The organism is Pseudarthrobacter sp. NPDC058362 (assembly GCF_042723515.1).
GTDB lineage: Bacteria > Actinomycetota > Actinomycetes > Actinomycetales > Micrococcaceae > Arthrobacter.
Genome location: NZ_JBHXIW010000009.1, coordinates 76,765 through 101,064, shown reverse-complemented (window position 1 = coordinate 101,064; position 24,300 = coordinate 76,765). Strand labels below are relative to the sequence as shown.

At 66.6% G+C, this 24,300-nt stretch carries 21 protein-coding genes and 1 tRNA gene; 13 read left to right on the top strand and 9 right to left on the bottom strand.

The window, feature by feature from the left end; all coding sequences use genetic code 11:
* The first annotated feature begins 7 nt into the window (after positions 1 to 7).
* Genes ACFWIX_RS15180 through ACFWIX_RS15170 form a run of 3 tightly spaced genes read left to right on the top strand, consistent with a single transcriptional unit; the run spans position 8 to position 2,694 of the window.
* Entirely contained in the window at positions 8 to 1,003 is a 996-nt protein-coding gene (locus ACFWIX_RS15180) for a metal ABC transporter solute-binding protein, Zn/Mn family (protein ID WP_377216962.1), read from the top strand.
* Positions 1,004 to 1,819 carry a metal ABC transporter ATP-binding protein gene (locus tag ACFWIX_RS15175; RefSeq protein ID WP_377216961.1) on the top strand — a complete coding sequence of 272 codons (816 nt, stop codon included), beginning with the start codon at positions 1,004 to 1,006 and terminating at the stop codon, positions 1,817 to 1,819.
* Positions 1,819 to 2,694: a metal ABC transporter permease gene (locus ACFWIX_RS15170; RefSeq protein WP_377216960.1), complete on the top strand. Its 876-nt coding sequence runs from the start codon at positions 1,819 to 1,821 to the stop codon at positions 2,692 to 2,694. Before ACFWIX_RS15175 ends, ACFWIX_RS15170 begins: the two co-directional genes overlap by 1 nt.
* 19 nt (positions 2,695 to 2,713) lie before the next feature.
* Here ACFWIX_RS15170 and ACFWIX_RS15165 read toward each other — a convergent pair whose 3' ends face one another.
* On the bottom strand, positions 2,714 to 3,184 hold the full coding sequence (locus tag ACFWIX_RS15165; protein ID WP_377216959.1) for a Fur family transcriptional regulator: 471 nt from the start codon (positions 3,182 to 3,184) through the stop codon (positions 2,714 to 2,716).
* A 95-nt stretch (positions 3,185 to 3,279) separates the two neighbouring features.
* Here ACFWIX_RS15165 and ACFWIX_RS15160 point away from each other — a divergent pair, with 95 nt between their 5' ends.
* Genes ACFWIX_RS15160 through ACFWIX_RS15145 form a run of 4 tightly spaced genes read left to right on the top strand, consistent with a single transcriptional unit; the run spans position 3,280 to position 6,411 of the window.
* Positions 3,280 to 3,936, top strand: a complete 657-nt coding sequence (locus tag ACFWIX_RS15160) for an MBL fold metallo-hydrolase (protein ID WP_377216958.1) — start codon at positions 3,280 to 3,282, stop codon at positions 3,934 to 3,936.
* A complete protein-coding gene (locus ACFWIX_RS15155; protein WP_377216957.1) occupies positions 3,936 to 4,829 on the top strand; it encodes a sulfurtransferase in 894 nt (297 codons plus the stop codon). The genes ACFWIX_RS15160 and ACFWIX_RS15155 overlap by 1 nt, the downstream gene beginning before the upstream one ends.
* Complete coding sequence (locus ACFWIX_RS15150; RefSeq protein WP_377216956.1) at positions 4,826 to 5,986, top strand: NAD(P)-dependent alcohol dehydrogenase; 1,161 nt, start codon at positions 4,826 to 4,828, stop codon at positions 5,984 to 5,986. The genes ACFWIX_RS15155 and ACFWIX_RS15150 overlap by 4 nt, the downstream gene beginning before the upstream one ends.
* Positions 5,983 to 6,411: an HIT family protein gene (locus ACFWIX_RS15145; protein ID WP_377216955.1), complete on the top strand. Its 429-nt coding sequence runs from the start codon at positions 5,983 to 5,985 to the stop codon at positions 6,409 to 6,411. The genes ACFWIX_RS15150 and ACFWIX_RS15145 overlap by 4 nt, the downstream gene beginning before the upstream one ends.
* Before the next feature lie 65 nt (positions 6,412 to 6,476).
* On the opposite strand, the gene hrpA is transcribed toward ACFWIX_RS15145, so the two are convergent.
* Entirely contained in the window at positions 6,477 to 10,475 is a 3,999-nt protein-coding gene (hrpA, locus tag ACFWIX_RS15140; protein WP_377216954.1) for an ATP-dependent RNA helicase HrpA, read from the bottom strand.
* 92 nt (positions 10,476 to 10,567) lie between these two features.
* Positions 10,568 to 10,735, bottom strand: a complete 168-nt coding sequence (locus ACFWIX_RS15135; protein WP_377216953.1) for a hypothetical protein — start codon at positions 10,733 to 10,735, stop codon at positions 10,568 to 10,570.
* Between the two features lie 81 nt (positions 10,736 to 10,816).
* Here ACFWIX_RS15135 and ACFWIX_RS15130 point away from each other — a divergent pair, with 81 nt between their 5' ends.
* The gene (locus ACFWIX_RS15130) at positions 10,817 to 11,782 is read left to right on the top strand and encodes a GlxA family transcriptional regulator (RefSeq protein ID WP_377216952.1); all 966 of its coding nucleotides are present in this window, start codon (positions 10,817 to 10,819) and stop codon (positions 11,780 to 11,782) included.
* A gap of 27 nt (positions 11,783 to 11,809) precedes the next feature.
* Here ACFWIX_RS15130 and ACFWIX_RS15125 read toward each other — a convergent pair whose 3' ends face one another.
* Together ACFWIX_RS15125 and ACFWIX_RS15120 are read right to left on the bottom strand one after the other, a co-directional pair.
* On the bottom strand, positions 11,810 to 12,190 hold the full coding sequence (locus ACFWIX_RS15125; RefSeq protein ID WP_377216951.1) for a protealysin inhibitor emfourin: 381 nt from the start codon (positions 12,188 to 12,190) through the stop codon (positions 11,810 to 11,812).
* A 72-nt stretch (positions 12,191 to 12,262) separates the two neighbouring features.
* Complete coding sequence (locus ACFWIX_RS15120; protein ID WP_377216950.1) at positions 12,263 to 13,318, bottom strand: M4 family metallopeptidase; 1,056 nt, start codon at positions 13,316 to 13,318, stop codon at positions 12,263 to 12,265.
* A gap of 182 nt (positions 13,319 to 13,500) precedes the next feature.
* Between ACFWIX_RS15120 and ACFWIX_RS15115 the strand changes: the two genes are divergently transcribed.
* On the top strand, positions 13,501 to 15,288 hold the full coding sequence (locus tag ACFWIX_RS15115) for a DUF222 domain-containing protein (RefSeq protein WP_377216949.1): 1,788 nt from the start codon (positions 13,501 to 13,503) through the stop codon (positions 15,286 to 15,288).
* A 108-nt stretch (positions 15,289 to 15,396) separates the two neighbouring features.
* Here the strand turns inward: ACFWIX_RS15115 and ACFWIX_RS15110 are convergent.
* From ACFWIX_RS15110 to ACFWIX_RS15095, 4 genes are all read right to left on the bottom strand, one after another.
* A tRNA-Arg gene (locus tag ACFWIX_RS15110) sits at positions 15,397 to 15,472 on the bottom strand.
* A 98-nt stretch (positions 15,473 to 15,570) separates the two neighbouring features.
* The gene (locus ACFWIX_RS15105; protein ID WP_377216983.1) at positions 15,571 to 17,151 is read right to left on the bottom strand and encodes an FAD-dependent oxidoreductase; all 1,581 of its coding nucleotides are present in this window, start codon (positions 17,149 to 17,151) and stop codon (positions 15,571 to 15,573) included.
* Between the two features lie 68 nt (positions 17,152 to 17,219).
* Positions 17,220 to 18,095, bottom strand: coding sequence for an FAD:protein FMN transferase (locus tag ACFWIX_RS15100; protein ID WP_377216948.1), 876 nt, complete (start codon positions 18,093 to 18,095; stop codon positions 17,220 to 17,222).
* Between the two features lie 22 nt (positions 18,096 to 18,117).
* Positions 18,118 to 18,573 carry an FMN-binding protein gene (locus ACFWIX_RS15095; protein WP_377216947.1) on the bottom strand — a complete coding sequence of 152 codons (456 nt, stop codon included), beginning with the start codon at positions 18,571 to 18,573 and terminating at the stop codon, positions 18,118 to 18,120.
* Between the two features lie 155 nt (positions 18,574 to 18,728).
* On the opposite strand from ACFWIX_RS15095, the gene argS reads away from it, so the two are divergent.
* Genes argS through thrC form a run of 4 tightly spaced genes read left to right on the top strand, consistent with a single transcriptional unit; the run spans position 18,729 to position 24,298 of the window.
* Positions 18,729 to 20,393, top strand: coding sequence for an arginine--tRNA ligase (gene argS / locus ACFWIX_RS15090; protein ID WP_377216946.1), 1,665 nt, complete (start codon positions 18,729 to 18,731; stop codon positions 20,391 to 20,393).
* A gap of 5 nt (positions 20,394 to 20,398) precedes the next feature.
* Positions 20,399 to 21,874 carry a diaminopimelate decarboxylase gene (lysA, locus tag ACFWIX_RS15085; RefSeq protein ID WP_377216945.1) on the top strand — a complete coding sequence of 492 codons (1,476 nt, stop codon included), beginning with the start codon at positions 20,399 to 20,401 and terminating at the stop codon, positions 21,872 to 21,874.
* Entirely contained in the window at positions 21,875 to 23,191 is a 1,317-nt protein-coding gene (locus tag ACFWIX_RS15080) for a homoserine dehydrogenase (RefSeq protein WP_377216944.1), read from the top strand.
* Positions 23,192 to 24,298 carry a threonine synthase gene (gene thrC / locus ACFWIX_RS15075; protein ID WP_377216943.1) on the top strand — a complete coding sequence of 369 codons (1,107 nt, stop codon included), beginning with the start codon at positions 23,192 to 23,194 and terminating at the stop codon, positions 24,296 to 24,298. It abuts the gene before it with no gap.
* Positions 24,299 to 24,300: the final 2 nt, after the last annotated feature.

The following is a 24,300-nucleotide window of genomic DNA, read 5'->3' as shown; positions in this document are numbered from 1 at the left end:
GGTTTCCGTGCGCCGATCCGCCGCTGCCCGCTCCACCTTTGCCGCCCTTGCCGCGGCGGGCCTCTTGCTGTCTGCCTGCAGCCAGCAGCCAGAGGCCGCCCCCGCTGCCGACGGGCTGAATGTGGTCACCTCGACGAACGTGTACGGGGACATTGTCAAAACCGTCGGCGGCGACAAGGTCAACGTCACGGCGCTGATCACCAAGACCAGCCAGGACCCGCATTCCTACGAAGCAACGGCCCAGGACCGCCTTGTGGTCTCCAAAGCCGATCTGGTGGTGGAGAACGGCGGAGGCTACGACGGGTTCATCCACACGCTCGCAGAGGACAGCAACGTGGACGAAGCGAAGGTGCTGAACGCCGTCGAACTTTCCGGCCTGGAGGAAGCCGACGCCGGCGCGGAAGCAACCGCCGGGGCAGCGACTGAGGAAGCAGGAGCTGAAGAAGAGCATGCCGAGGATGAACACGGCCACGGCGAGTTTAACGAACACGTCTGGTACAGCCTTTCCGCCATGGAAAAAATCGCCGACCAAGTGGCCGCCAGGCTGGGCGAGCTGGACCCGGAGTCCGCTGACGGGTTCACCGCCAACGCCGACGCGTTCAAGAAGGAACTGGCTGCCCTGCATGGCAAGCTCGACACGCTAAAGGCCAGCGCCGGCGGCGCACGCGTAGCCGTAACCGAGCCGGTGCCCCACTACCTGTTGGAGGACGCCGGGCTGGTCAACGCCACCCCCGAGGACTACACGGCCGCCGTCGAAGAGGGCTCCGATGTCCCTCCCGCCGTACTCAAGGCAACCACCGACCTCGTAGAATCGAAGTCCGTCCGCATCCTGGCCTACAACAGCCAAACTGAAGGTCCCCAGACGCAGTCACTCAAGAAGGCCGCCGAACTGGCAGGCATCCCCGTGGTCGATTTCAGCGAAACCCTGCCGGAAGGCAAGACGTACCTGCAGTGGATGACGGACAATGTGGAGAACATCGGCAAGGCTCTGGGAGAAAAATAGTTGAAATCACTGGTCAGCCTCACCGGGGCGTCCCTCAGGTTCGGTCAACGGGTCCTGTGGGAAGGCCTTGACCTGCAGATCAGGCCCGGTGAATTCTTCGCCGTGCTCGGACCCAACGGCAGTGGCAAGACCAGTTTCCTGAAGGTGCTGCTGGGCCTTCAGGGCCTGCACCACGGGAAAGCGGAACTCGGCGGCCGGCCGGTGGAACGCGGCAGCAGCATGATCGGCTATATCCCGCAGCAAAAGTCCTTCGCCCCCGACACCCCGATGCGTGCCCGCGACCTGGTGGGCCTGGGCGTGGACGGGCACCGGTGGGGGTTCCGGCTCTCGTCAGCCAAGGCGAACCGCCGGATCGATGAACTCCTTGACCTCGTGGGCGCCTCGGATTACGCCAAGGTCCCGGTTGGCCAGCTTTCCGGCGGCGAGCAGCAGCGGCTGCGCGTGGCACAGGCCCTCGCCACGGATCCACAGGTCCTGCTTTGCGATGAACCGCTCCTCTCCCTGGACCTGCACCATCAGCAGGCGGTCAGTTCGCTGATCAACCGCCAGTGCCACGAGCACCAAAGCGCAGTGGTCTTCGTCACGCACGAGATCAACCCGATCATCGACTACGTGGACCGCGTCCTGTATCTCGCCGGTGGACGTTTCAAGGTCGGTACGCCGGAAGAAGTCATGACCACCGACGTCCTCTCCGACCTGTACGGCAGCCACGTGGAAGTGATCCATGCCAACGGCCGGATCGTGGTGGTGGGCCTGCCCGACGCCACCACGCACCACCACGCCGAACCGCACGCCTTTGCCGGAGAGGCCGCCTGATGGACTTCGACAGCATCCTGGGCGCCATCTTCAACTTCAACAACTACGGCGAATTGCTGGTCCTGGTCCAGAACTCCATCTGGGCCGGAGCCGTGCTGGGCCTCCTGGGTGGCCTGGTGGGCACCTTTGTCATGAAACGCGACCTCGCCTTCGCCGTGCACGGCATTTCGGAGCTCTCCTTTGCCGGCGCGGCGTTCGCCCTCCTGATCGGCGCGGACATTGTCTTCGGGTCCCTCATCGGCTCCGTGGCGGCAGCCCTGCTGCTGGGCCTCATGGGCGTCAGGGCACGCGACAAGAACTCCATCATCGGCGTCATCATGCCCTTCGGCCTCGGACTGGGTATCCTCTTCCTGTCCCTTTACGAAGGCCGGGCGGCCAATAAGTTCGGGCTCCTCACGGGGCAGATTGTTTCCGTAGATACGGTGCAGCTCCAGGCGCTGGCCGGGACGGCCCTGGTGGTCATGGTGGCGCTGGCACTGATCTGGCGGCCGCTGAACTTCGCCAGCGTGGACCCGGAACTCGCGGAGGCCCGGGGAGTGCCGGTGCGGACTCTCGCCATCGGGTTCATGGTGCTGCTGGGCGTGAGCGTTGCGCTGTCCATCCAGGTGGTGGGGGCCCTGCTGGTCCTGGCACTGCTGATTACGCCGGCGGCGGCCGCGCTGCGGGTGACCTCGTCCCCGGTGGCCGTGGTGGCACTCAGCGTGCTTTTCGCCATGACCGCGACCGTGGGTGGAATCCTGCTGGCCCTTGGCGGACGGATCCCTATCAGCCCCTACGTCACGACGCTCTCATTCCTCATCTACGTGGCATGCCGGGTCACCGGATCCGTCCGGGCGCGCAGGGGCCTCAACGGCAGGCTGCTGCAGCCGGCCTAAGCGGACCAGCGGCCCGTCCTCAGTCTGTGCCGGCTGCCTTCCGGGCCGTGCAGTCGGGGCAGAGGCCGAAAATTTCTACCGTGTGCGCCACCTCGGTGTAGCCGTGCTCCGCCGCAGTGCGGGCCGCCCAGGTTTCAACGGCGGGCGCTTCCACCTCCACGGCCTTGCCGCAGCTGCGGCACAAGAGGTGATGGTGGTGCCCGGTCACGGCACAGCGGCGGTAAACGGCTTCGCCCTCGCCGTTGCGGAGCACATCCACCAGGCCTTCGTCCGCCAGGGACTGAAGGATCCGGTACGCCGTGGCCAGGGACACGGAAACGCCCTGGTTCTGAAGGATCCGGTACAGCTCCTGCGTGCTGACGAAGTCATCCAGTTCGTCCAGGGCGGCGCTGACGGCCCGGCGCTGTTTGGTGACCCGCTGCTCCTTCCCGCCGGCTGCCGTGCCGGTCCGGGCGGGCTTGGTGGCATCAGCCTGGGCGCCGAGCGGCATGGAGGAACTCGCTTCCGTAGGGGTGGTGGCAAAGATCCAGATTACCAGCCGGGCTGCCGTGGACAGGGTTCGCGGCCCGACCCTAGGCTGGCGCTATGAAGCTGACCAAATACACGCATGCCTGCGTCCGGCTCGAAAAGGACGGGCGGGTCCTGGTCCTTGACCCGGGCAACTTCTCCGAGTGCGCCGAGGCGCTGGACGGCGCGGAGGCTGTCCTGGTCACGCATGAACATCCGGACCACATCGACACGCCCGCCGTGGCCGCGGCCCTGGGCGCCAACGCCGGACTCAATCTGTTCGCCCCGGAGGGCGTGGCAGCCGGTATGCGGGCCGAGGCACCTGCGGCCGCCGGACAGATCCATACCGCGGAACCCGGATCCGCGTTCGAAGCCGCGGGCTTCGGGATCCGCACCTTTGGCAGCCAGCACGCGCTGATCCATCCGCAGATTCCCGTGGTGGCCAACATCGGCTACCTGGTGGACGAGAACGTGTTCCACCCGGGCGACTCGTTCACGGTCCCGGACGGCGTGGACGTCCGCACGCTGCTGGTGCCGCTGCATGCGCCGTGGAGCAAGATCGGCGAGGTGGTGGATTTCGTGATCGCCGTGCGGGCACCCCGCGCTTTCCAGGTCCACGACGGCCTTCTGAATGACAACGGCCTGAGCGTCGTGGAAGCCCATGTCCGCAGGATCGGCGCCAAGTACGGCACAGAGTACGCGCACCTCGCTCCGCGTGAATCTGTGGAGGTCTGATGGGCACGCTGATCAGCGTCGCGGACCTGGCGGAGCGTCTGGAGCAGGGCCGCAGGACGGTCCTGCTGGATGTCCGCTGGGCTTTGGGGGACCCGCACGGGCGCGCACACTATCTCGACGGGCACCTTCCGGGCGCGGTGTATGTGGACTTGCCGAGTGAACTCGCCGCCCCGGCCGAGCCTGCGCGCGGGCGCCATCCGCTGCCCGCGGCTGCCAACTTCCAGGCGGCCGCCCGCAGCTGGGGCATCAAAGACGGCGACACAGTGGTGGCCTACGACGATTCCGGCAACCTCGCAGCGGCCAGGCTCTGGTGGATGTTGCGGGACGCCGGGCTCGGGGAGGTCTACCTGCTGGACGGCGGGCTTGCGGCCTGGCGCGCTGCCGGGTTACCGGTGGAGTCCGGCACCGTGGCTCCCTCCGAAGGAAACGTCACCCTCGGCGCGGGGAACATGCCGGTGCTCGACGCCGGCGCTGCCGCCACCTGGGCGGATGCCGGCCTCCTGCTTGATGCAAGGGCGGTGGAGCGCTACCGGGGCGAGGTGGAACCCGTGGACCCGCGGGCCGGCCACATCCCCGGCGCACTGAGCGCGCCGACGTCGGACAATCTCGACGGCGACGGCCGCTTCCTGCCCGCCGCCGACCTGCACACTCGTTTCACTGGACTGGGTGTCAGGGCCGGCGTTCCCGTGGCTGTGTACTGCGGCTCCGGCGTCACGGCCGCACACGAAGTGGCGGCACTGGAAATCGCGGGCTTCCGGGCGGCCCTGTACCCGGGATCCTTCTCGGAGTGGTCGAACAACCCGGAGCTTCCCGTTGCCGCCGGTGCCTCGCCCCGGGGCGACGGGCCGCCAAGTGGCATCGCCCCCGGCCGCGGGGGTACGGTCGCCTTATGACCCCTGGACGTCCCGTACCCCCGCCCCTTGCCCGCCCGGTTGCTCCCGTTGACGATGCCGGTACCGCCCCCACGGGTGCCGGCACCTTGGCCGCCGCCTACGGTGCCGTCTCCGGAGACAGCGGGTTGGTGCCCCTGACCGTTGCCCGGCGCGCCCCGAAAGCGGACGACGTCGAGATCGCCGTCGAGTACTGTGGCCTGTGCCATTCCGACGTGCACGCAACCCGCGGCGAATGGGGCGGCGACACGTACCCGCTGGTACCCGGCCACGAAATCGTGGGAACGGTTAGCCGCGTGGGCTCGGCCGTCACCGATTTCGCGGTGGGCGACCGCGTGGGCGTCGGCTGCATCGTGGATTCCTGCCGTGAGTGCGACAGCTGCCTGGACGGCCTGGAGCAGTACTGCGAAAAGGGCATGACCGGCACCTACGGCTCCAAGGACCGCCGCAACGGCGACGCGATTACCCAGGGCGGCTACTCACAGTCCATTGTGGTGGACCGCGGCTATGTCCTCCGCGTCCCTGAATCACTGGACCCGGCCGCCGCCGCGCCGCTGCTCTGTGCGGGCGTGACCACGTATTCGCCCCTGCGCCACTTCGACGTGGAAGTAGGCGACGTGGTGGGCGTGGTGGGGCTCGGCGGGCTGGGCCACATGGCCGTCAAGCTGGCCAAGGCGATGGGCGCCACCGTAGTGGTGTTCACGACGTCGGAATCCAAGGTTGCCGCAGCATTGGAACTCGGGGCGGACCAGGTGGTGCTGTCCCGCGACGAGGACGCGATGGCAGCGGCAAACCGCAGCATCGACCTCATTATTGACACTGTTGCGGCGCCCCACGACCTGAACCCGTTCTTCCGCACCCTGCGGGTGGACGGTGCACTGTTCCAGCTGGGCCTGCCCTCAGAGGCAATGCCACCAGTGAATCCGGGCGCACTTATCCGGCGCCGGATCGCTTACGCCGGCTCACTGATCGGCGGCATAGCGGAGACCCAGGAGATGCTGGACTTCTGCGCCGAGCACGGGGTGGTGTCGGACATCGAAATGGTGACTGCGGAACAGCTCAACGAGGCCTACGACCGTATGGTGGCAGGCGATGTGAAATACCGGTTCGTGCTGGACACCAGCACCCTGCAGGCACCCGCCAGGGAGGCAGACGCGTGAGCACGCTCTTTACCCGGATCCTGGACGGCGAGATCCCTGGCCGTTTCGTATGGCGCGAAGAGGAGGTTGCCGCCTTCCTGACCACCGGGCCGCTGGCGGACGGCCACACCCTGGTGGTGCCCCGCGAAGAGGTGGACCGCTGGACGGATGCCTCGCCGGAGACGCTGGCCAAGGTCATGGAGGTGGCCCGCCGCATCGGGGCCGTCCAGGTGGACCTCTTCAACGCCCGGCGGGCGGGCCTCATCGTGGCGGGCTACGAGGTCAACCACCTCCACGTGCACGTGTGGCCGTCGCAGAGCATGGCGGACTTCGACTTTGCGTCCGCGGACCAGAACCCGGACCCGGCGGTGCTGGACGCCAATGCAGAGAAGCTCCGAGGGGGGCTCCGCGCCGCCGGGTATGGGGAGTTCGTGCCGGAATCCTGAACCGGGGCAGCCGGTCAGGCCGGCTGCCCGTCAGGAAAGTTCCCAGGTCACGCAAAGTTCTCCGGTCAGGCGGGAGCCAGAGCCTTGTTCAGCACGGTGCGGATCCGCTTCTCGGACACCGAATAGGCTGTGCCGAGCTCGACGGCGAACAGGCTCACCCGGAGCTCTTCGATCATCCAGCGCACCTGGGTTAACTCCCGCCCGGCCTTCCGGCCGGGGAGGAGGGCGGCCACGGCGTCGTCGTAGTCGTCCTCCAGCCGCTGGACCGCGGCCATGTTCAAGGCATCGCGCTGTACGTTGCCCGGCAGGCGTTCCAGGCGCCGTTCGATGGCCGTCAGGTACCGGGGCAGCTGGCTGAGCTGGGCGTAGCCCGTGCGTGCCACGAAACCCGGGTAGACCAGCTGCTCCAGCTGGCTCTTGATGTCGTTGAGCGCGCTGATCAGGGCAAGGCTGGTGGTTCCCTTCAGCTGCTTCTCGATCCTCCGGGTACTGGCAAGGATGCGTTCGACGACGGCGGTGACGCTGAAGACGGTATCGATCAGTTCCGCACGGACCACCTCGTACAACGCATCGAAGGACTCCCGGTCCCAGGGGAGTTCCTCCGGCGTGAGCTTGTCGATGGCAGCCAGCGCGCAGTCGGCGATCAGGGCAGAGACCGAGCCGTGCGGGTTCTGGCTGAACGTCAGTTTCTCCGTGTTGTTCAGGTGCTCCAGCACGTACCGGTCCGGCGCCGGAACCCGCAGCGCCAGCAGCCGGATGACGCCGCCGCGCATGGCGTCCAGCTGTTCCGCGGACGTTTGAAACACCCGCAAGGAGACGGAAGTGCCGTGGTCCACGAGTGCCGGATAGCCGGTCACGGTGTGGCCCTTCACCATGCTGCTGACTTCACGCGGCAGGGTGCCGAAGCTCCACACGACCAGCCCGTCCTGCTCCACGAACCCGGCAGGGGCTGAGGCCCCGGGTACTTCGGCGGCCTGCGCGCTCCCGTGCGCGCCGCCGTCGTACGCGTCTTTGCCGCGCTGCGTCCTGGTGACGATGCCGCTGCCGTTTCCGCCGGCGCCCGTGTTCCCGGTGCCCGGTTTTGTGGACGCCGGTGTGGCGCCCAGGGACTCGGCGATCGCGCGGCGCGTGGCGGGGGCCAGTTTCTCCTGCAGGGCTGCGAGGTCCTTGCCCTCGTCGAGGACCTTGCCCTTGCTGTCTACCACCTTGAAGCTAAAGCGCAGGTGTGGCGGAACGGCATCCCAGTTCCAGGAACCGGGCGGGATGACGGCCCCGCGGATGCGGCGCAGCGCGAGCTCCAGCGAAGGCTCGAGGTCATCGGTGGCAGGATCGAAGTCCGCTTCCAATGCTGCCACCGCCTGGCGCGCGACGTCCGGGGCCGGCACGAAGTTCTTGCGGATGTTCTTGGGCAGGGACTTGATCAGTGCCGTCACCAGCTCCACGCGCTGGCCCGGGATGAGCCAGCGGAACGGGGCGTCATCGAGCTGGTTGAGGAACAGGACCGGCACTTCGGCGGTGACGCCGTCGGACGGATTGGGCGGCGAGCCGGGCGCGACCGGGTGGAACTCGTAGGTCAGCGGCAGGTCGAAACCCTTGTGGCGCCACGTCCTGGGGTAGGCGGACTCGTCGAGGTCCTCCGCGTCGTCGCTGAGCAGGAGCGACTTGTCGTAGTCGAGGAGGTCCGGGTTCTTCTGCCGGGCCTCCTTCCACCACTTGTCGAAATGCCGCTCGGAGACGACGTCGGGGCCCACGCGCGCGTCATAGAACTCGAACAGCGTCTCGTCATCTACCAGCAGGCCGCGGCGGCGCATGCGGTTCTCAAGTTCCTCCACTTCGTGCAGGAGCGCACGGTTGCGGTGGAAGAACTTGTGGTGGGTCTTCCAATCGCCCTCCACCAGGGCGTGCCTGATGAAGAGTTCCCTCGCCACGGCTGGATCCACCCGGCCGTAGTTGATCCGCCGTTGGGCGATGATCGGCACCCCATAGAGGGTGACCTTCTCGTATGCCATGACGGCGCCCTGCCGCGTGGACCAGTGTGGCTCGCTGTAGCTGCGCTTGACCAGGTCCGGAGCCACCTGCTCCGCCCACAGCGGGTCGAACTTTGCAGCAACGCGCGCCCACAGCCGGCTGGTCTCCACCAGCTCCGCAGCCATCACGAACGTGGGCGACTTTTTGAACAGTGCGGATCCCGGGAAAATGGCGAACCGGCTGCCGCGGGCGCCGGCGTACTCACGCTTGCGCTCGTCGAGGATGCCGATGTGGCTCAGAAGGCCGGACAGGAGGCTGATGTGCACGCCGTCATGGTTGCCCACCGGATCCGCCAGGCGCTTGTTGTCCAGGCTGATGCCCAGGGGCCGCGCAAGCTGGCGCAGCTGGGCGAAGAGGTCCTGCCATTCGCGCACGCGCAGGTAGTTGATGAATTCGGCCCGGCACAGCCGGCGGAATGCCGACGACGAGAGCTCCTGTTGCTTTTCCTGCAGGTAGTTCCAGAGGTTCAGGTAGCCGGTGAAGTCTGAGTTCTCATCTTTGAACCGGTTGTGCTTTTCGCCTGCGAGCTGCTGCTTGTCCGTCGGGCGCTCGCGCGGATCCTGGATGGTGAGCGCCGCCGCGAGGATCATGACTTCCCGGACGCAATTGCGCTTTCCGGCCTCCACAATCATGCGGCCCAGCCTGGGGTCCACAGGCAGTTGCGCAAGCTTTTGTCCGACGGCGGTGAGGCCGCTGCCGCGCCGTCCGTCGCCCTCTCCCTTGCCCGCCTGGGGCGGGGCCAGGGCGCCGAGCTCGCGGAGGAGGGTGACGCCGTCGTTAATTGCCCGGGTCTCCGGGGGCTCCACGAAGGGGAAGGCTTCCACGTCCTTGGGGCCCCTGGCAACGCCCATGGCGGTCATTTGCAGGATGACGGCGGCGAGGTTGGTGCGGAGGATTTCCGGGTCCGTGAACAGGGGACGGGATTCGAAGTCCTCCTCCGAGTAAAGCCGGATGGCGATGCCGTCCGAGACTCGGCCGCAGCGGCCCGAGCGCTGGTTGGCGGAGGCCTGTGAAACCCGTTCGATGGGCAGTCGCTGGACCTTCGTGCGGTGCGAGTAGCGGGAGATGCGGGCGGTTCCCGTGTCGATGACGTACTTGATGCCCGGGACTGTCAGCGATGTTTCTGCCACGTTGGTGGCCAGCACGATCCGCCGTCTGTTTCCCGGGTGGAAGACCTTGTGCTGCTCCTGCAGGCTGAGGCGGGCGAAGAGCGGAAGAACTTCCGTTCCGGCCAGCCTGCGGTTCCCTTGGATCCGGGCCTGCAGGGCTTCCGCCGCGTCGCGGATTTCGCGCTCGCCGGAGAAGAAGACCAGGATGTCTCCGGGTGCTTCGGCGGCGAGCTCGTCCACGGCGTCGCAGACGGCGTCGAGGGGGTCCCGGTCCTCCTCGAGCTCATCGTCGGAGGGATCGTCCTCGTCCGTTTTTGGCTGGGACAGCGGGCGGTAGCGGATTTCCACCGGGTATGTCCTGCCGGAGACCTCGATGATGGGTGCAGGTTTTTCCGGGGTGCCGAAGTGGTTGGCGAAGCGCTCCGGATCGATGGTGGCGGAGGTGATGATGACCTTCAGGTCCGGACGCTGCGGGAGGATCCGCTTGAGGTAGCCCAGGATGAAATCGATGTTGAGGCTGCGCTCGTGGGCTTCGTCGATGATGATCGCGTTGTACTTGCGCAGGAGCTTGTCCCGCTGGATTTCGGCCAGCAGGATGCCGTCGGTCATCAGCTTGACCTTGGTGGCCTTGCTGATCTCTCCGGTGAAGCGGACCTGGAAGCCCACTTCCTGGCCCATTTCGACGCCCAGTTCTTCGGCAATGCGTTCGGCCACCGTGCGCGCTGCCAGGCGGCGGGGCTGCGTGTGGCCGATCAGTCCGTTCTCACCGAGGCCCAGCTCCAGGCACATTTTGGGAATCTGGGTTGTCTTCCCGGAGCCGGTCTCGCCGGCGATGATGGTCACCTGGTTGGCGGCGATGGCGGCCATCAGGTCCTCGCGGCGCTCGGAGACCGGCAGCTCGGCGGGATAGGAGATATGAAGAGTCATGGCTGCAGACAGTCTACTGCGGCCCGGCTCCGGCTTCTGTGGCCGGCGGGAACTCCGCCCGCCGGCCGAAGGCGCGTGGCTTTCGCCGTCGGCTAGAAGATGCGGAACGAGTAGCTGCTGCTGGGAAGGTCCAAGGCGGACCACGCCTCGTGGGAGGCTACCGGCGGCGTGTGGCCGCGGCCATCCCTGAGCAGCGCCGCGACCGTGGAGGCAGCGGACATGATGATAATGACGACGAGGAGGGTTGTGATGACTTCCATATCTCCATGGTTCTCTTGGTTGCCTTCGAAAAACAGTGGCAGAAACGACCGAAATGATCATATTTCTGCCACAATGGAGCCATGCTTAAAAGCGTTGCAGTGATCGTGGCTCCGGGCTTCTCGATGTTCGAGTTCGGGACGGTTGTGGAAGTCTTTGGGACGGACCGCTCCGGGCGGGGAAGCGGCGTGCCGGCCTTCGACTTCCGGGTCTGCACGCCCACGCCCGGAAGGGTGGCTGCGCAGTCAGGAGTGGCCATGGAGGTGGGGCTGGGACTCGACGCCGCTGCTGACGCCGACCTGGTGGTCATGACCCCGTTTGGGCGGGGGGACGGCCTGCCGGAGTCTGTCCTCGAGGCCTTGCGCGCTGCGGAAGCCCGGGGCGCCTGGGTTATGTCGATCTGTTCCGGCGCCTTCGCGTTGGCTGAGGCGGGCCTGCTTGCAGGGCGCCGCTGCACCACCCATTGGCACTTTTCCGGTGAGCTCGCGAAATACCCCGGCGTCCAGGTTGATGAGAACGTCCTCTATGTACAGGACGGCAACATCATCACGTCCGCGGGAACCGCCGCCGGGATCGATGCCTGCCTGCATCTGGTCCGGGTGGAGCTAGGCGCGCAGGTGGCCGCCGCAATTGCGCGGGACATGGTGGTGCCGCCACACCGCGACGGGGGACAGGCCCAGTTCATCGAAAGGCCTATCCCCGCCTGCGGGTCGGCGCCGATGGAAGAGCTGCTGCGCTGGATGGTGGAGAATCTGGAACAGGAACACCCCGTCAACGAACTTGCGGCCCGGGTTCACATGTCGGCCCGGACGTTCGCCCGGCGGTTCCGTGCCGAAACCGGAGCCACGCCGGCCGCCTGGCTCAATTCCCAGCGTGTCCTGCGGGCCCAGGAGCTGCTCGAAACCACGGACTTGAACATCGAAGAGATTGCCAGGGAATCAGGTTTTGGCCACCCCGTCCTGCTGCGCCACCATTTTGCCAAAGTGCTCGATACCAGCCCGCAGTCATACCGCCGGGCCTTCCGGGGGAATCTGGCGGCGGCGGGCTGACCGGTTCTGCGGAGCTGCAAGCAGGATTTATTCTGTGCCGGAGTCAGCAGACTGATCCGGCTTTCCGGAGACACCAGGATCTGGTAACTGGTCCGGGGCCAATGCGCTGTCCGGCGCTTCGGCGGCAGCCCTGGCGCTGTCCACCAGGGTCCGCCACGGACCGGTGACGGCCCGTTCCGGCAGTGTAGCCCGTCGCTGCCCGGCGCGAATGGAATACATGAAGCGGTCCGGCTGCCCGGCGCCCGCGAACTCCCGGGCGGCAGCGCTTGCTGTGCGGGGCACGGCGTCCCAAGGGCAGGCTTCGATGATGGGTTTCCACTGGTCGCGGGCTGACGACGACTGGGCGTTCACGGTCCAGACACGTGTCAGCGCTGCAATGCCGCCTGACCGTTCCACACTGATCTTCATGCCTGGCCCCTGGAGTTCCGCGTACCTGGCTTCCGCCGGGCAGTGGCCGGTGTGCCCCGCCTGGCAAGCGGTCTATAGTCTGACCTTCACAGTTTCCCACGCCTGGCGCACTGCGTCATGCTCTGGTGAACCGTCCCCGTACAGCTCGACGGCGGCGCCTGCCGTTGCGCGGGCAAAAACGGTGAAAGTGGCGGTCGCCGGCAAGGAACCCGATGTCAGCGCCTGGTACCAGATTCTGCCGGGCGCCTCCCAGGCGTATCCGCCAAGCTGGTCGGCCACAAGGTAGAAGGCCCGGTTGGGGATCCCGGAATTGATATGCACACCGCCATTGTCTGCGCTGGTCCGCACGTACGAGTCCATTGAATCCGGCTGGGGATCCTTACCCAGCACATCGTCGTCGTACGCTGTCCCGGGAGCCTTCATGGAGCGGAGGGCGCGGCCCTCCACCTCAGGCGTGAAAAGGCCCTCGCCGATGAGCCATGATGCTTCCGCGGCCGACTGGTTCAGCACATGCTGCTCAACAAGGGCGCCGAAGACGTCCGACATCGACTCGTTCAGTGCGCCGGCCTGGTTGCGGTAAGCAAGCGCCGCCGAATGCTGGGTGACACCGTGGGCCAATTCGTGGCCGATGACGCTGAGCGATTTGGTGAAGCGGTCGAAGACCTCACCGTCCCCGTCGCCGAATACCATCTGGGTGCCATCCCAGAAAGCGTTGTCATAGAGCCTGCCGAAATGAACGATGGCGTTAAGCGGGAGTCCTTTGCCATCGATGGAGTCCCGGCCGAAAATGTCGGTGTAAAGCCGGTGGGTGTGACCGAGGCCGTCGTACGCCTCGTCGGCGGAGGCGTCGCCTGTTGGTTTTTCTCCTTCTTTCCGGACCAGCTTGCCGGGAAGGATTTCGCCGCCGCCGGCGTCGAAGATGGATCGCTGCGGCAGGCCGGGAGTCGCTGCGCGGGCAGTTCCCGGCGGTTCCATCCCGGCAGCCTGGCGGCGGGCAGCCTGGACGGACCGGACATGCCCCAGCGCCTCCTTGGCCGCCCGGGAAGCTGCTGAAAACCGTGGTGCGTCCAGCCGGGCCAGGCGCTTCAGCAGGTATGGCGGAACGATTGAACAAAATGGAACATGCATGGCGTACCCCCTCAACGTGGTCAACTCAGCGTACGAGCGGCCTGTGACAATTACGCGACGGCACACCTGTTGGGGTTACTGCGGCCTATGTCCCGGGACCCCCTCGCAAGGTTGTGATCCTGGGGACAGGTTCGTTGAGGTGCCCGGCTCAAATTGTCGGACCCGGGTTGGATGATGTGGGTATGGGTTTTGGTGGGGGTATCGGGGTGGCGGTGGAGGCTGTTGGGGGCTCCGCCGCGCGCCTGGATGCGCTGGTCCGGCAGGCAGAACATCCGGCACCCGGCGGCGCAGGTGGTGGCGTGCGGGATTGGTGGGCTGATCCGATGCGGGTCGAGGCCGACGCCCTCCTGGAGGTGATGGCCGAAGCGGCCCGGCTTGAGGCGAAGGCCGCGGCGTTGAAGGCCCGTGCTGCTGCCCGGTTCGCGGAGCTCGAAATGGCTCTCGCCCCGCCGGCGGTGAAGGCTGCCGGGATGCTCGAGGTGTCCATCCGGGCCGAGATCGGGTGCCTGCTGCGGATCAGTGACGGCGCCGCGGCCCTTTTTCTGGCCCAGGCCCGGGCCCTGTGCACGGATCTCCCGTTGGCGTTGGGTGCGCTGCAGGCGGGGGCGATCTCCTGGCGCCACGCGGTCATCGCGTGCGATGAAACCACCGGCCTCACCCCGGCCGGGACCACAGCCCTCGAAACCCACTTCCTCACCCCACAACCGTCGCTTCCCGACGAGGCCGCTGGCCCCGCTGAGGCCGCCGGCGCCGATGATTCTGCTGATCCTGCCGGCCTTGATGTTGGTCATGGTGGGGTGTGGGGGTGTGTTGCGGGGGATTTGACGCCGGGGAGGTTCCGGTCCCGGGTGCGGGCCTGGCGTGAGCGCCATCATCCGGAGACGCTGGAGCAGCGGCATGTGAAGGGTGTCGCGGACCGCCGGGTCGAGTGTTCGCCGGACCGGGACGGGATGAGTTGGTTCAGCGCCTACCTGCCCGCGCACCAGGCCGAAGCGATCTGGAACCGGACCACCGCGATCGCCCGCGCCCTCCAAGGCCCCACCGAATCCCGGACCCTCACCCAGCTCCGCGCCGACATCTTCGCCACAGCCCTCCTCACCAACACCACCGAGGTCAAAACGGGGGCCGCCGCCTCAGCCAGGGGCCATGACGCCAAGACCGAGAATGATGCCGATGCCCGTGCTGCCGCTGATACCGGTGCTGACCTAGCCGGGCCGGCCGGTGAGGGGCTGGCCGGTAACGGTGCGTTGGCGCGGGTGCCGGTCCCGCGGGCGCAGGTCCTGGTGACCGTGCCGGTGTTCGCGCTCCTCGGGCTCACGGACGAACCGGCAGAGCTGGACGGATACGGACCCATCCCCGCCTCCATGGCAAGGGAAATCCTGGCCGACGGTGCGGACTCGTTCTACCGGGTCCTCATCGATCCCCGCGACGGGGCGCCGCTGGAGATCGGCCGCAGCAGCTACCGCATCCCGCAGGCCATGCGGAACTGGCTCCGGCTCCGCGACACCAAATGCCCGTTCCCGGGCTGCACCAACCACTCCCTCGACAACGACGCCGACCACCTCACCGCCTGGCACCACGGCGGCACCACCGGCATCAGCAACCTCGCCCAGCCCTGCCCCAAACACCACCGGCTCAAACACGCCAGCACCTGGACCCCCACCCCGGCGACCAAAACCACACCACCAGGCTGGACCTCACCGACCGGACGCCACTACAACAACGAACCCCACCCCTGGCACCCACCCAACCTACCCACCAACCTGCCCACCACCGCGGTGCCCATCAACGCCGCACCCACCAACACCGTGCCCATCAACGCTGGCTTCATCGACGACCACGACCTCCACCCGGCACACCCCGCCTGGGACACCTACCCCTACCCCGACACACTCCCACCGGACCCGATGCCCGACGTCTGGGAATCATTCCTTGAAACCATCAACACCACCGGACTGCTGCCAACCTAGGGTGGTCGTACGAGCCGGTGGTCGTACGAGCCCCAATACAGGGGGAGCAACGACGTGTGCGGAGGTTAAACAAGAAGCACCCTGTCAGTGACAGGGTGCTTCTTGTTTTGGTGCCCTCGGTAGGATTCGAACCTACGGCCTTCTGCTCCGGAGGCAGACGCTCTATCCCCTGAGCTACGAGGGCAATCCGGATTCCTGCCGTTGCTGGCGGGACGTCCTAGAGCTTAGCAGGAAGGTGGCCCGCAAAGGAAAATCGGCCGCCGGTTCAGTGCCCCTTTCTGATTAGTAACCAGCAAATGAATCTGTGTGCACCCTGCGGGCGCCGGCCTGCCGTGCCGCTGCCCGCAGGGATGCGACAGAGGACGGTGACCCGGAGATGTAGACCTCCCGGTCGTTGATCTCCGGAACCAGGTCCGCCAGTCCGGCCGCATCCAGCCAGCCGGGGGAGCCCTGCCCGGACGGCGTAGAGACGGCCGCCCCTGACTGGTCGACGGCGTCTCTCGCAGCGTCGTTTCCGGCAACGTCGTCTCCAGCACTGTTGTCAATGGAACTGTCCGCCCGGAGACCGCCAGTCGCCCGGATGATGGTTCGGACTCCTGCATTGTGTGCTCTGCGCAACTCGTCGGCGAAAGGCACCTCATGTTGGTTCCTGGCCAGAACGATCAGGAGGGCGTCGCGCCGCTGGAGCTCCCCTGACCGCAAATAGGACATGAACGGCGTGATGCCTATGCCAGCCGCAATGAGCAGGACCGGTTTTGCGGTGTCGCGGGGCAGCAGGAAATCGCCTCCCACGGTGGTGGCCCTCAGCCGATCGCCCGGCTTCAGCGCAAGGAGTACGCCCTTGGCGGCAGAAACCGGCTCAGAGGTGCGGACTGCGAACCGGATCAAGGGCTCACGCGGGCTTCCCGCCAGGCTGAAGACCCGCCGTCGTCCTTTCCCGTCCGAGCGGGCGTGCGGCAAGTCCACCTCCAGATACTGCCCTGGCTGAAAACGGACGGGACGGGACGGCCGGAACGAAAATTCGCGCGTGGTCGCCGTCAGGGACTCCGCTCCAACAAACGCCAAATCCACGGAACCGCGCTGCCCGACAAGGAACGCCACTATGTTGCCGACCAGCAGCGCGAGTTCCGGGGAGTTTGCGACGAACCCCAGGTTGTAGGGCACTGCGAAAATGGCGCCCACCACAGCAGCAAGCGCCAGTTGCTGCCACCGCCGCGGCGGCAGCGTGAGCGGTTCCGTCAGCATGAAGCCCACAAAGAACAGGAGTGGCCGCTGGGCCAGGGCCTGCCACATTGCCTGTCCGGCCGACATCCCGGCACCAAGGAGTTCCACCGTAATGATGCCGGCAGCCATCGCCAGGAAGACCCCTGCCATGCGCAGCTTGCCCATCCGGTATAGGACCAGCAGGACACCGGGGACCACCACGATGAGCATGGCCGGGGTGGCAGCCCACCACGTGGCGATATTGAGTCCTGTCAGTCCTGCAAGAAAGGCGCCGGCGGCGGCGGGGTTGAAAATATGCCGACCCCGCCAGGCGAGGACGTACTTGGACAGCGAAGCCAGCACACAGGCCAGGAGCGTGCCGGCGAGATCCAGGGGCCTGAACGACGGCCAAAAGAGGAAGTAGAGCAGCAAACCGGTGATCAGCGACGATTCCGGATGTGGCGGAACACGGAACAACGCGGCCATCACCTTGTTTGCGGCGTACGTGGCACCCAGGCAGATGACCAGATGCGCTGCCATCTCCGGAAAGCCAAACGTCAGCCAGCCCAACAGCTCCAGCACGAGGCTGTAGGTGGCCAGCACAGCCAGGACCATCAGGGTAAGCCGGTACATCGTGATCCGGCCCAGGGCCGTGTCCATCCTGGCGCGGACGGTGCCGCGTTCGGACCTGGGAGCGGGGCGCGGGGCAGTGGGCGGATGTGAAGCGCTCATGTGAACAGTGTCCCTGCAAACCCGGGGGAGTAGGCCGCGCCGCCGTCGGAAAAGACAGTGAGCCAAGAGAAATCGAAGTCCTTCTCGAGGGTGCTGCCGGGCATGAAGAAGAGTGCAGTTGCCAGCGCGTCCGCCAGCATGGCGGTGTTGGCCAGGGCCCAGGTGGCCACCACCGTCCGGACCGGCTGTCCTGTGGTTCCGTCCAGCACGTGATGCAGTCCGTCGCCCCAGGCGCGGCGATTGGCTGCCGAAGCGCACAGAGCCTGGTTGTGCACGGGGACAACCCCGATAGCCTGCGCCCGGTTGTAAGGGTGCTCCAGCCCGACGGCGAGTGGTTCAGTCCCGCGGACCAGCAGGTCGCCGCTGGCGTCAAGGCAGTAGGATTGCACGCCGGCGGACTCCAGCTCAGCAGCCAGCAGGTCCACCAGCATTCCTTTTCCTGCCGCCCCGATGTCCAGCACCACCGGAGACTTGGCGGTGATGGAGCGGCCGCTCCAGCCGAGAACGTCGTCCCACGCAGGCGCTGGAGAAGCTGAACCGCGGCGCTGCAAGGAGTAAGCGGGGTCATAGCCCAGTTGCTCCAGGCTGCTCCCGACGAGTGGCGTCATGGCGCCGCCGCTGATGTCATACAGCCGCCGGTAGAGCCTGCCCAGAGCGTCCGCTTCAGCCGGAAAGCGGTAGCTGCCCGGGGCCCGCGCCATGGCCCCCACCAGGGAGTCGCGGCGAAAACGCGACCAGTCGCCGTCGAATGCTTCGACCCTCTCACGCAGACCCGCCCGCAGCGCCGCCGAAAGGGCTGCCGGTGTGGAAATCTCCCAATGGGTGCCGATCCCCTCGAAGGCGATGGAGTGCTGCCCCGCCGGCTCCACCATGGCTACTGTCCCGTCGCCACAGCTACTGAGCCTGGGCCTTGATGCGCTCCAGCGCCTGGTTGAAACCGCCGCTGGTCAGTGATGATCCGGCCACCTTGGAGATGTTTAGATCATCTACATTCTTGCCCACCACCTGGTCAGCGATCCCGCCAGCGAACTCACCCTGGAACTTCCGTGTGTTCGGGCTGGTGGGGTGTTCGGTGATTTTAACGTCGGTGACCGTGCCGGATGCAAGCGTGAGCTGCACCCCTACTGTTTCGGTGCCGTTGGGGGAGACGTAATTGCCGTCTGCGCTGTAGGTGCCGTCCTTGTACGTGCCCGGAGATGCGGTCGAAGGCGCGGCAGTCGTCCCCGGGCTGCCCGTCGCAGCGTCCGGCGGGGTGGTGTTATTGGCAGCGGGTGCACACGCCGCCACCGTGCCGGCGAGGGAAAGGCCGGCGACGCTGGCGAAGAGGGTCTTGCGTACGGAAGGTCTCATGGCGTGGCCGTTCGTCAGAGGAAAATGCTTAGGTCTTTTCATCATTGTCAACGCAGCAACGGGGAAATTGGTTCGGACTGCTGCAGCGGGAGGAACAATCGGCGAAGCGGTGGTGAAAATTCTTTGCTGTGACTGGCCCCCGGTAGGCTAGAGGGGTGACTCCCGAAGAACTCTCCCTCGCCATATCCGCCTGCCTGAAGGACGCTGTCGCCGCCGGCGAGATCGCCCTTTCGGCATCCGCTGTGCCCGACGAGGTGCGCGTAGAGCGGCCCAAGAACCGCGATCACGGCGACTGGGCCACGAACATCGCCCTGCAGCTGGCCAAACAGGCAGGCACCAACCCGCGCGAGTTCGCCACGCTCCTGAGCAGCCGGCTCAAGGATATTAACGGAGTCGCCGGCGTGGAGATCGCCGGACCCGGATTCCTCAACATCACCGTTGACGCCGCCGCCGCCGGCGCCCTGGCGAAGGTCATCGTCGAGGCGGGCGTCCGATACGGCACCAACTCTGCGCTGGCCGGCCACACCGTCAACATGGAGTTCGTCTCCGCCAACCCCACCGGGCCGCTCCACATCGGCCACACCCGCTGGGCGGCCCTGGGCGACGCGATCGCGCGGGTGCTCCGGGCATCCGGGGCCGACGTCACCGCCGAGTACTACATCAACGACGCCGGATCGCAGATGAACACTTTTGCGCACTCCGTGTACAACCGGCTGCACGGCCTTTCCGTGCCCGAGGGCGGCTACCCCGGCCAGTACATCCAAGACCTTGGCCACGATGTCCTCGCCGCACACCCGGATATCCGCGAGCTCACCGAAGTTGCCGCGCTCCCGGTCATCCGCGCTGCCGCCTACGAGGCGCAGATGAAGGACATCAAGTCCACCCTCGCGGACTTCGGCGTCGAGTTCGACGTCTTCTTCTCCGAGCAGGAACTGCACGACGCCGGTGCCATCGAGAGTGCCGTGGCGCGCCTTCGGGAGCAGGGCCACGTGTTCGACGACGGCGGAGCGGTCTGGCTGCGGACCACGGACTTTGGTGATGACAAGGACCGGGTGATGATCCGCGCCAACGGCGAGCCCACGTACTTCGCCGCCGACGCTGCGTATTACCTGTCCAAGAAGGACCGAGGCTTCACCGAGAAGATCTACCTGCTGGGCGCCGACCACCACGGCTACATCAACCGGCTCAAGGCCATCGCCGCCGCAGCAGGCGACGACCCCGAGAAGAACATCGAGGTGCTGATCGGCCAGCTGGTCTCCGTCAACGGTGCCAAGCTGTCCAAGCGTGCCGGCAACATCATCGAGCTCAAGGACCTGATCGACTGGCTCGGCAAGGACGCCGTCCGCTACTCGCTGGCACGCTTCCCGGCTGACTCGCCGCTGACCCTGGACCCGGAGCTGCTGAAGAAACACAGCAACGAAAACCCTGTCTTCTACGTCCAGTACGCCCATGCCCGGTCCCGCGGCGCCGCACGCAACGCGGTGGCCGCCGGCGTGGAGCGCCAGGTGGACGGCGCGGAAAGCTTCGACGCGTCCCTGCTGGACCACGCCACGGAGAACGAACTGCTCTCGCACCTGGGCAGCTACCCGTCCATCGTGGCCAAGGCGGCGGAACTGCGTGAGCCGCACCGCGTGGCCCGCCACCTGGAAGTCATCGCCGGCGCCTACCACCGCTGGTACGACGCCTGCCGGGTGGCACCCATGGGCGATGAACCTGTCACCGACCTCAATCGCACCCGCCTGTGGCTCAACGACGCCACCAGCCAGGTGCTCGCCAACGGACTTGACCTGCTGGGCGTCTCGGCGCCGGAACGGATGTGAGCGCAATGTCAGTATTCCCAGGCACGGCCGCATCGCCGCTGGCCCCGGAGTGGCTTGACGTTCCGGCGGACCTCAACGCGCTGCACGCACCCATGTGGGCGGGCAGCGTTGCGCGGGGTGACGACGGCGGCCTGACGGTGGGCGGCCTTGGCGTCACTGAGCTGAAGCAACAGTTCGGGACGCCCCTGTTCGTCATGGACGAGGCGGACTTCCGTTCCCGGGCGAGGGCGTTCAAGGACTCCTTCGACGCCGCGTTCGCCGACATCTGCGGCGGCGTGGACGTCTACTACGCCGGCAAGTCCTTCCTCTGCACCGCAGTGGTGAAGTGGGTGGAAGAAGAAGGCCTGCGCCTGGACACCGCATCCGGCGGTGAACTGGCCGTCGCCGCCCGCGCAGGAATCCCGGGGGAGCGCGTGGCCCTGCACGGCAACAACAAGTCCGACGCCGAAATCAACCGCGCCCTGGACATGCAGCTGGGCCGCATCGTGGTGGACAGCCTCGACGAGCTGGTCCGCGTCGGCAACATCGCCCAGGTGCGCGGCGTCCAGGCGAAAGTGATGCTGCGCCTGACCCCGGGCGTCCACGCACACACCCACGAATTCATCGCCACGGCCCACGAGGACCAGAAGTTCGGCCTCTCCATGGCCGCCGACACCACGGATGAGGCCGGCGTCTCCGCAGCGCAAGAGGCAGTGGCCGCAGCCTCGGCGCACCCCGGCATCGATCTCCTGGGATTGCACTGCCACATCGGTTCCCAGATCTTCGAGCCGGACGGCTTTGCCCTGGCCGCGGAGAAGCTGCTGCGCTTCCTGGCCGCCATGCAGGAAAAATACTCCATCACCATGCCGGAACTGGACCTCGGCGGCGGGTACGGCATCGCCTACACTCCGGTGGACACCCCACGCCCCGCAGCGGAAATCGCGACGGCGATGGCCGCCGTCGTCCGTTCCACCTGCGCTGAACTGGGCATCACCTCGCCGCGCATTTCGATCGAGCCCGGCCGCGCCATCGTGGGCAGCACCACTTTCACGCTGTATGAGGTGGGCACGCTGAAGACCGTCCGGGTGGATGCTCCGGCGGTTCCGGAGAAGGGTGACGGCGGTAACAACGTTACGTATCCGCGCCGGTATGTTTCGGTGGACGGCGGCATGAGCGACAACGCCCGGCCGGTGCTCTACGACGCGGATTACTCGGCAATCCTGGCTTCACGCACGTCGGATGCCGCCCCGCAGCTGTCCCGCGTAGTGGGCAAACATTGCGAGAGCGGCGACATAGTTGTTAGAGATGTATATCTGCCCGGGGACGTGGCAGCCGGTGATCTGCTTGCTGTACCGGGTACCGGCGCTTACTGCTGGGCACTCTCGAGCAACTACAACTATCTGGCCCGGCCGGGCGTTGTCGCGGTGCGCGACGGAAGAGCCCGGCTCATTGTCCGCGGGGAAACCGAAGAAGATTTGTTGAACCGCGACATGGGAGCCTGAATGACGGAAATGCGAACCCTGAAAGTAGCCCTGCTGGGCTGTGGCAACGTTGGGGCCCAGGTTGCGCGGATTCTCATTGAGGACGCCGACGCCCTGGCAGCGCGCACGGGAGCCCGGCTGGCGCTGAGCGGCATCGCGGTGCGCAACGTCAACGCCCCCCGGGACGTGGAACTGCCGCAGGAGCTGTTCACTACCGACGCCGCCACGCTGGTCAAGGACGCGGACCTGGTGATCGAACTCATGGGCGGCATCGAGCCGGCGCGGACCCTGATCCTCTCCGCGCTGAGCAACGGCGCCTGCGTGGTCACCGGCAACAAGGCCCTCCTCGCGCAGGACGGTCCCACGCTTTACGAAGAAGCGGACAAGGCTGGCGTGCAGCTCTCCTACGAGGCCGCGGTCGCTGGTGCCATCCCCATCCTCCGCCCCATCCGCGACAGCCTCTCCGGCGACCGGATCACGCGAGTGCTGGGTATCGTCAACGGCACCACCAACTTCATCCTGGACCAGATGGATTCCACGGGTGCGCAGTTCGCCGACGCCTTGGCCGAGGCGCAGCGGCTGGGCTACGCGGAGGCCGATCCCACGGCAGACGTGGAAGGCCACGACGCCGCTGCCAAGGCCGCGATCCTGGCCACCTTGTCCTTCCACACCCGCTTCCCGCTGGAAGACGTCTACTGCGAGGGCATCACCGGCGTCACCGCCGCGGACATTGCCGCTGCCAAGGACGCCGGCTTCGTCATCAAGCTGCTGGCAATCGCCGAGAAACTCACCGGTTCCGACGGCGGCGAGGGAGTATCCGTGCGGGTCCACCCCACGCTGCTCCCGCGCGAACACCCGCTGGCCGCCGTCCGCGGTGCCTTCAACGCGGTGTTCGTGGAGGCCGAAAATGCCGGCGAGCTGATGTTCTACGGCCAGGGCGCCGGCGGCACGCCGACTGCCTCGGCAGTCCTGGGCGACCTCGTGTCGGCAGCACGCCGGCTTGTCCTGGGCGGGCCCCAGCGGACCGAAACCACCACCGGCCACATCCCGGCGTTGCCCATCGACGCCGCCATCACCAGCTACTACATCGGCCTGGACGTTGCAGATGAGCCCGGGGTGCTGGCCCGGATCGCGCAGCTGTTCGCCGAGCATGGCGTGTCCATCGAAATCATGCGGCAGACCATCCACCGCGACACGGAATCCAACGTGGAGTCCGCCGAACTGCGGATCGTCACCCACCGCGCATCCGAGGCTGCCCTGGCGGCCACCGTCGAGGCCGTGAAGGGCCTGGACGTTGTTAACTCAGTTACATCCGTTCTGCGGGTAGAAGGAGTCTAAGTGGCTCACCAATGGCGCGGCGTTATCCGCGAATACGCTGACCGTCTGCCCGTCACCGAAGCCACCCGTGTCATCACGCTGGGCGAAGGCGGCACCCCGCTGGTGCACGCGCAGAAGCTGTCCGAACTCACGGGCTCGCAGGTGTACCTGAAGGTTGAGGGCATGAACCCCACCGGCTCCTTCAAGGACCGCGGCATGACCATGGCCATGACGGCCGCCGTCGAAGCCGGGGCCCAGGCTGTTGTCTGCGCCTCCACGGGCAACACCTCTGCCTCCGCTGCCGCATACGCCACCGCAGCGGGCCTGAAGTGTGCCGTGCTGGTGCCCGAAGGCAAGATCTCCATGGGCAAGCTCAGCCAGGCCATTGCCCACGGGGCCACGCTGCTCCAGGTGGACGGCAACTTCGACAACTGCCTCGACATCGCCCGCAAACTGGGGGAGTCCTATCCGGTGTTCCTGGTGAACTCGGTCAACCCCGCCCGCATCCAAGGCCAAAAGACCGGCGCCTTCGAGATCGTGGACGCGCTCGGCGACGCCCCGGACATCCACGTGCTTCCCGTGGGCAACGCCGGCAACATCACCGCCTACTGGAAGGGCTACAAGGAGTACTCGGCTCCGTTCGAGTCGAAAACCGCGGGCACGCTTCCCGCCGTTGCCACCAAAACGCCTGCCATGTGGGGCTTCCAGGCCGCCGGTGCCGCGCCGTTCGTTGCCGGCCACCCCATCACCGAGCCGGACACCATCGCCACGGCCATCCGCATCGGGAACCCGGCTTCATGGGACGGCGCCATTGGCGCCCGTGACGAGTCCGGCGGACTGATTGACGCCGTCACCGACGAGGAGATCCTGAACGCCCACCGCTGGCTGTCCGCCAAGGAGGGTGTCTTCGTGGAACCGGGTTCCGCCGCAGGCGTGGCAGGCCTCCTGAAGAAGCACGCCGCAGGCGAGGTGCCTTCGGGCAAGACTATCGTCATCACCGTAACGGGCCACGGCCTGAAGGACCCCCAGTGGGCCCTCCGAACCGAGGACGGCAGCGACGTCCAGCCCGTTAAGGTTCCCAACGACGTGGTGACCGTGGCAGCCGAACTGGGACTGGAAGAAAAATAGCC

Coding starts and splice junctions, on each gene's coding strand:
- ACFWIX_RS15155 (WP_377216957.1), top strand. CDS start 3,936: ATGGGCACGCTGATCAGCGTCGCGGACCTGGCGGAGCGTCTGGAGCAG.
- ACFWIX_RS15105 (WP_377216983.1), bottom strand. CDS start 17,151: ATGGACACGGCCCTGGGCCGGATCACGATGTACCGGCTTACCCTGATG.
- ACFWIX_RS15120 (WP_377216950.1), bottom strand. CDS start 13,318: ATGCATGTTCCATTTTGTTCAATCGTTCCGCCATACCTGCTGAAGCGC.
- ACFWIX_RS15165 (WP_377216959.1), bottom strand. CDS start 3,184: ATGCCGCTCGGCGCCCAGGCTGATGCCACCAAGCCCGCCCGGACCGGC.
- ACFWIX_RS15135 (WP_377216953.1), bottom strand. CDS start 10,735: ATGGAAGTCATCACAACCCTCCTCGTCGTCATTATCATCATGTCCGCT.
- ACFWIX_RS15100 (WP_377216948.1), bottom strand. CDS start 18,095: ATGGTGGAGCCGGCGGGGCAGCACTCCATCGCCTTCGAGGGGATCGGC.
- ACFWIX_RS15170 (WP_377216960.1), top strand. CDS start 1,819: ATGGACTTCGACAGCATCCTGGGCGCCATCTTCAACTTCAACAACTAC.
- ACFWIX_RS15160 (WP_377216958.1), top strand. CDS start 3,280: ATGAAGCTGACCAAATACACGCATGCCTGCGTCCGGCTCGAAAAGGAC.
- ACFWIX_RS15125 (WP_377216951.1), bottom strand. CDS start 12,190: ATGAAGATCAGTGTGGAACGGTCAGGCGGCATTGCAGCGCTGACACGT.
- ACFWIX_RS15095 (WP_377216947.1), bottom strand. CDS start 18,573: ATGAGACCTTCCGTACGCAAGACCCTCTTCGCCAGCGTCGCCGGCCTT.
- lysA (WP_377216945.1), top strand. CDS start 20,399: ATGTCAGTATTCCCAGGCACGGCCGCATCGCCGCTGGCCCCGGAGTGG.
- ACFWIX_RS15115 (WP_377216949.1), top strand. CDS start 13,501: ATGGGTTTTGGTGGGGGTATCGGGGTGGCGGTGGAGGCTGTTGGGGGC.
- ACFWIX_RS15130 (WP_377216952.1), top strand. CDS start 10,817: ATGCTTAAAAGCGTTGCAGTGATCGTGGCTCCGGGCTTCTCGATGTTC.
- hrpA (WP_377216954.1), bottom strand. CDS start 10,475: ATGACTCTTCATATCTCCTATCCCGCCGAGCTGCCGGTCTCCGAGCGC.
- ACFWIX_RS15150 (WP_377216956.1), top strand. CDS start 4,826: ATGACCCCTGGACGTCCCGTACCCCCGCCCCTTGCCCGCCCGGTTGCT.
- ACFWIX_RS15080 (WP_377216944.1), top strand. CDS start 21,875: ATGACGGAAATGCGAACCCTGAAAGTAGCCCTGCTGGGCTGTGGCAAC.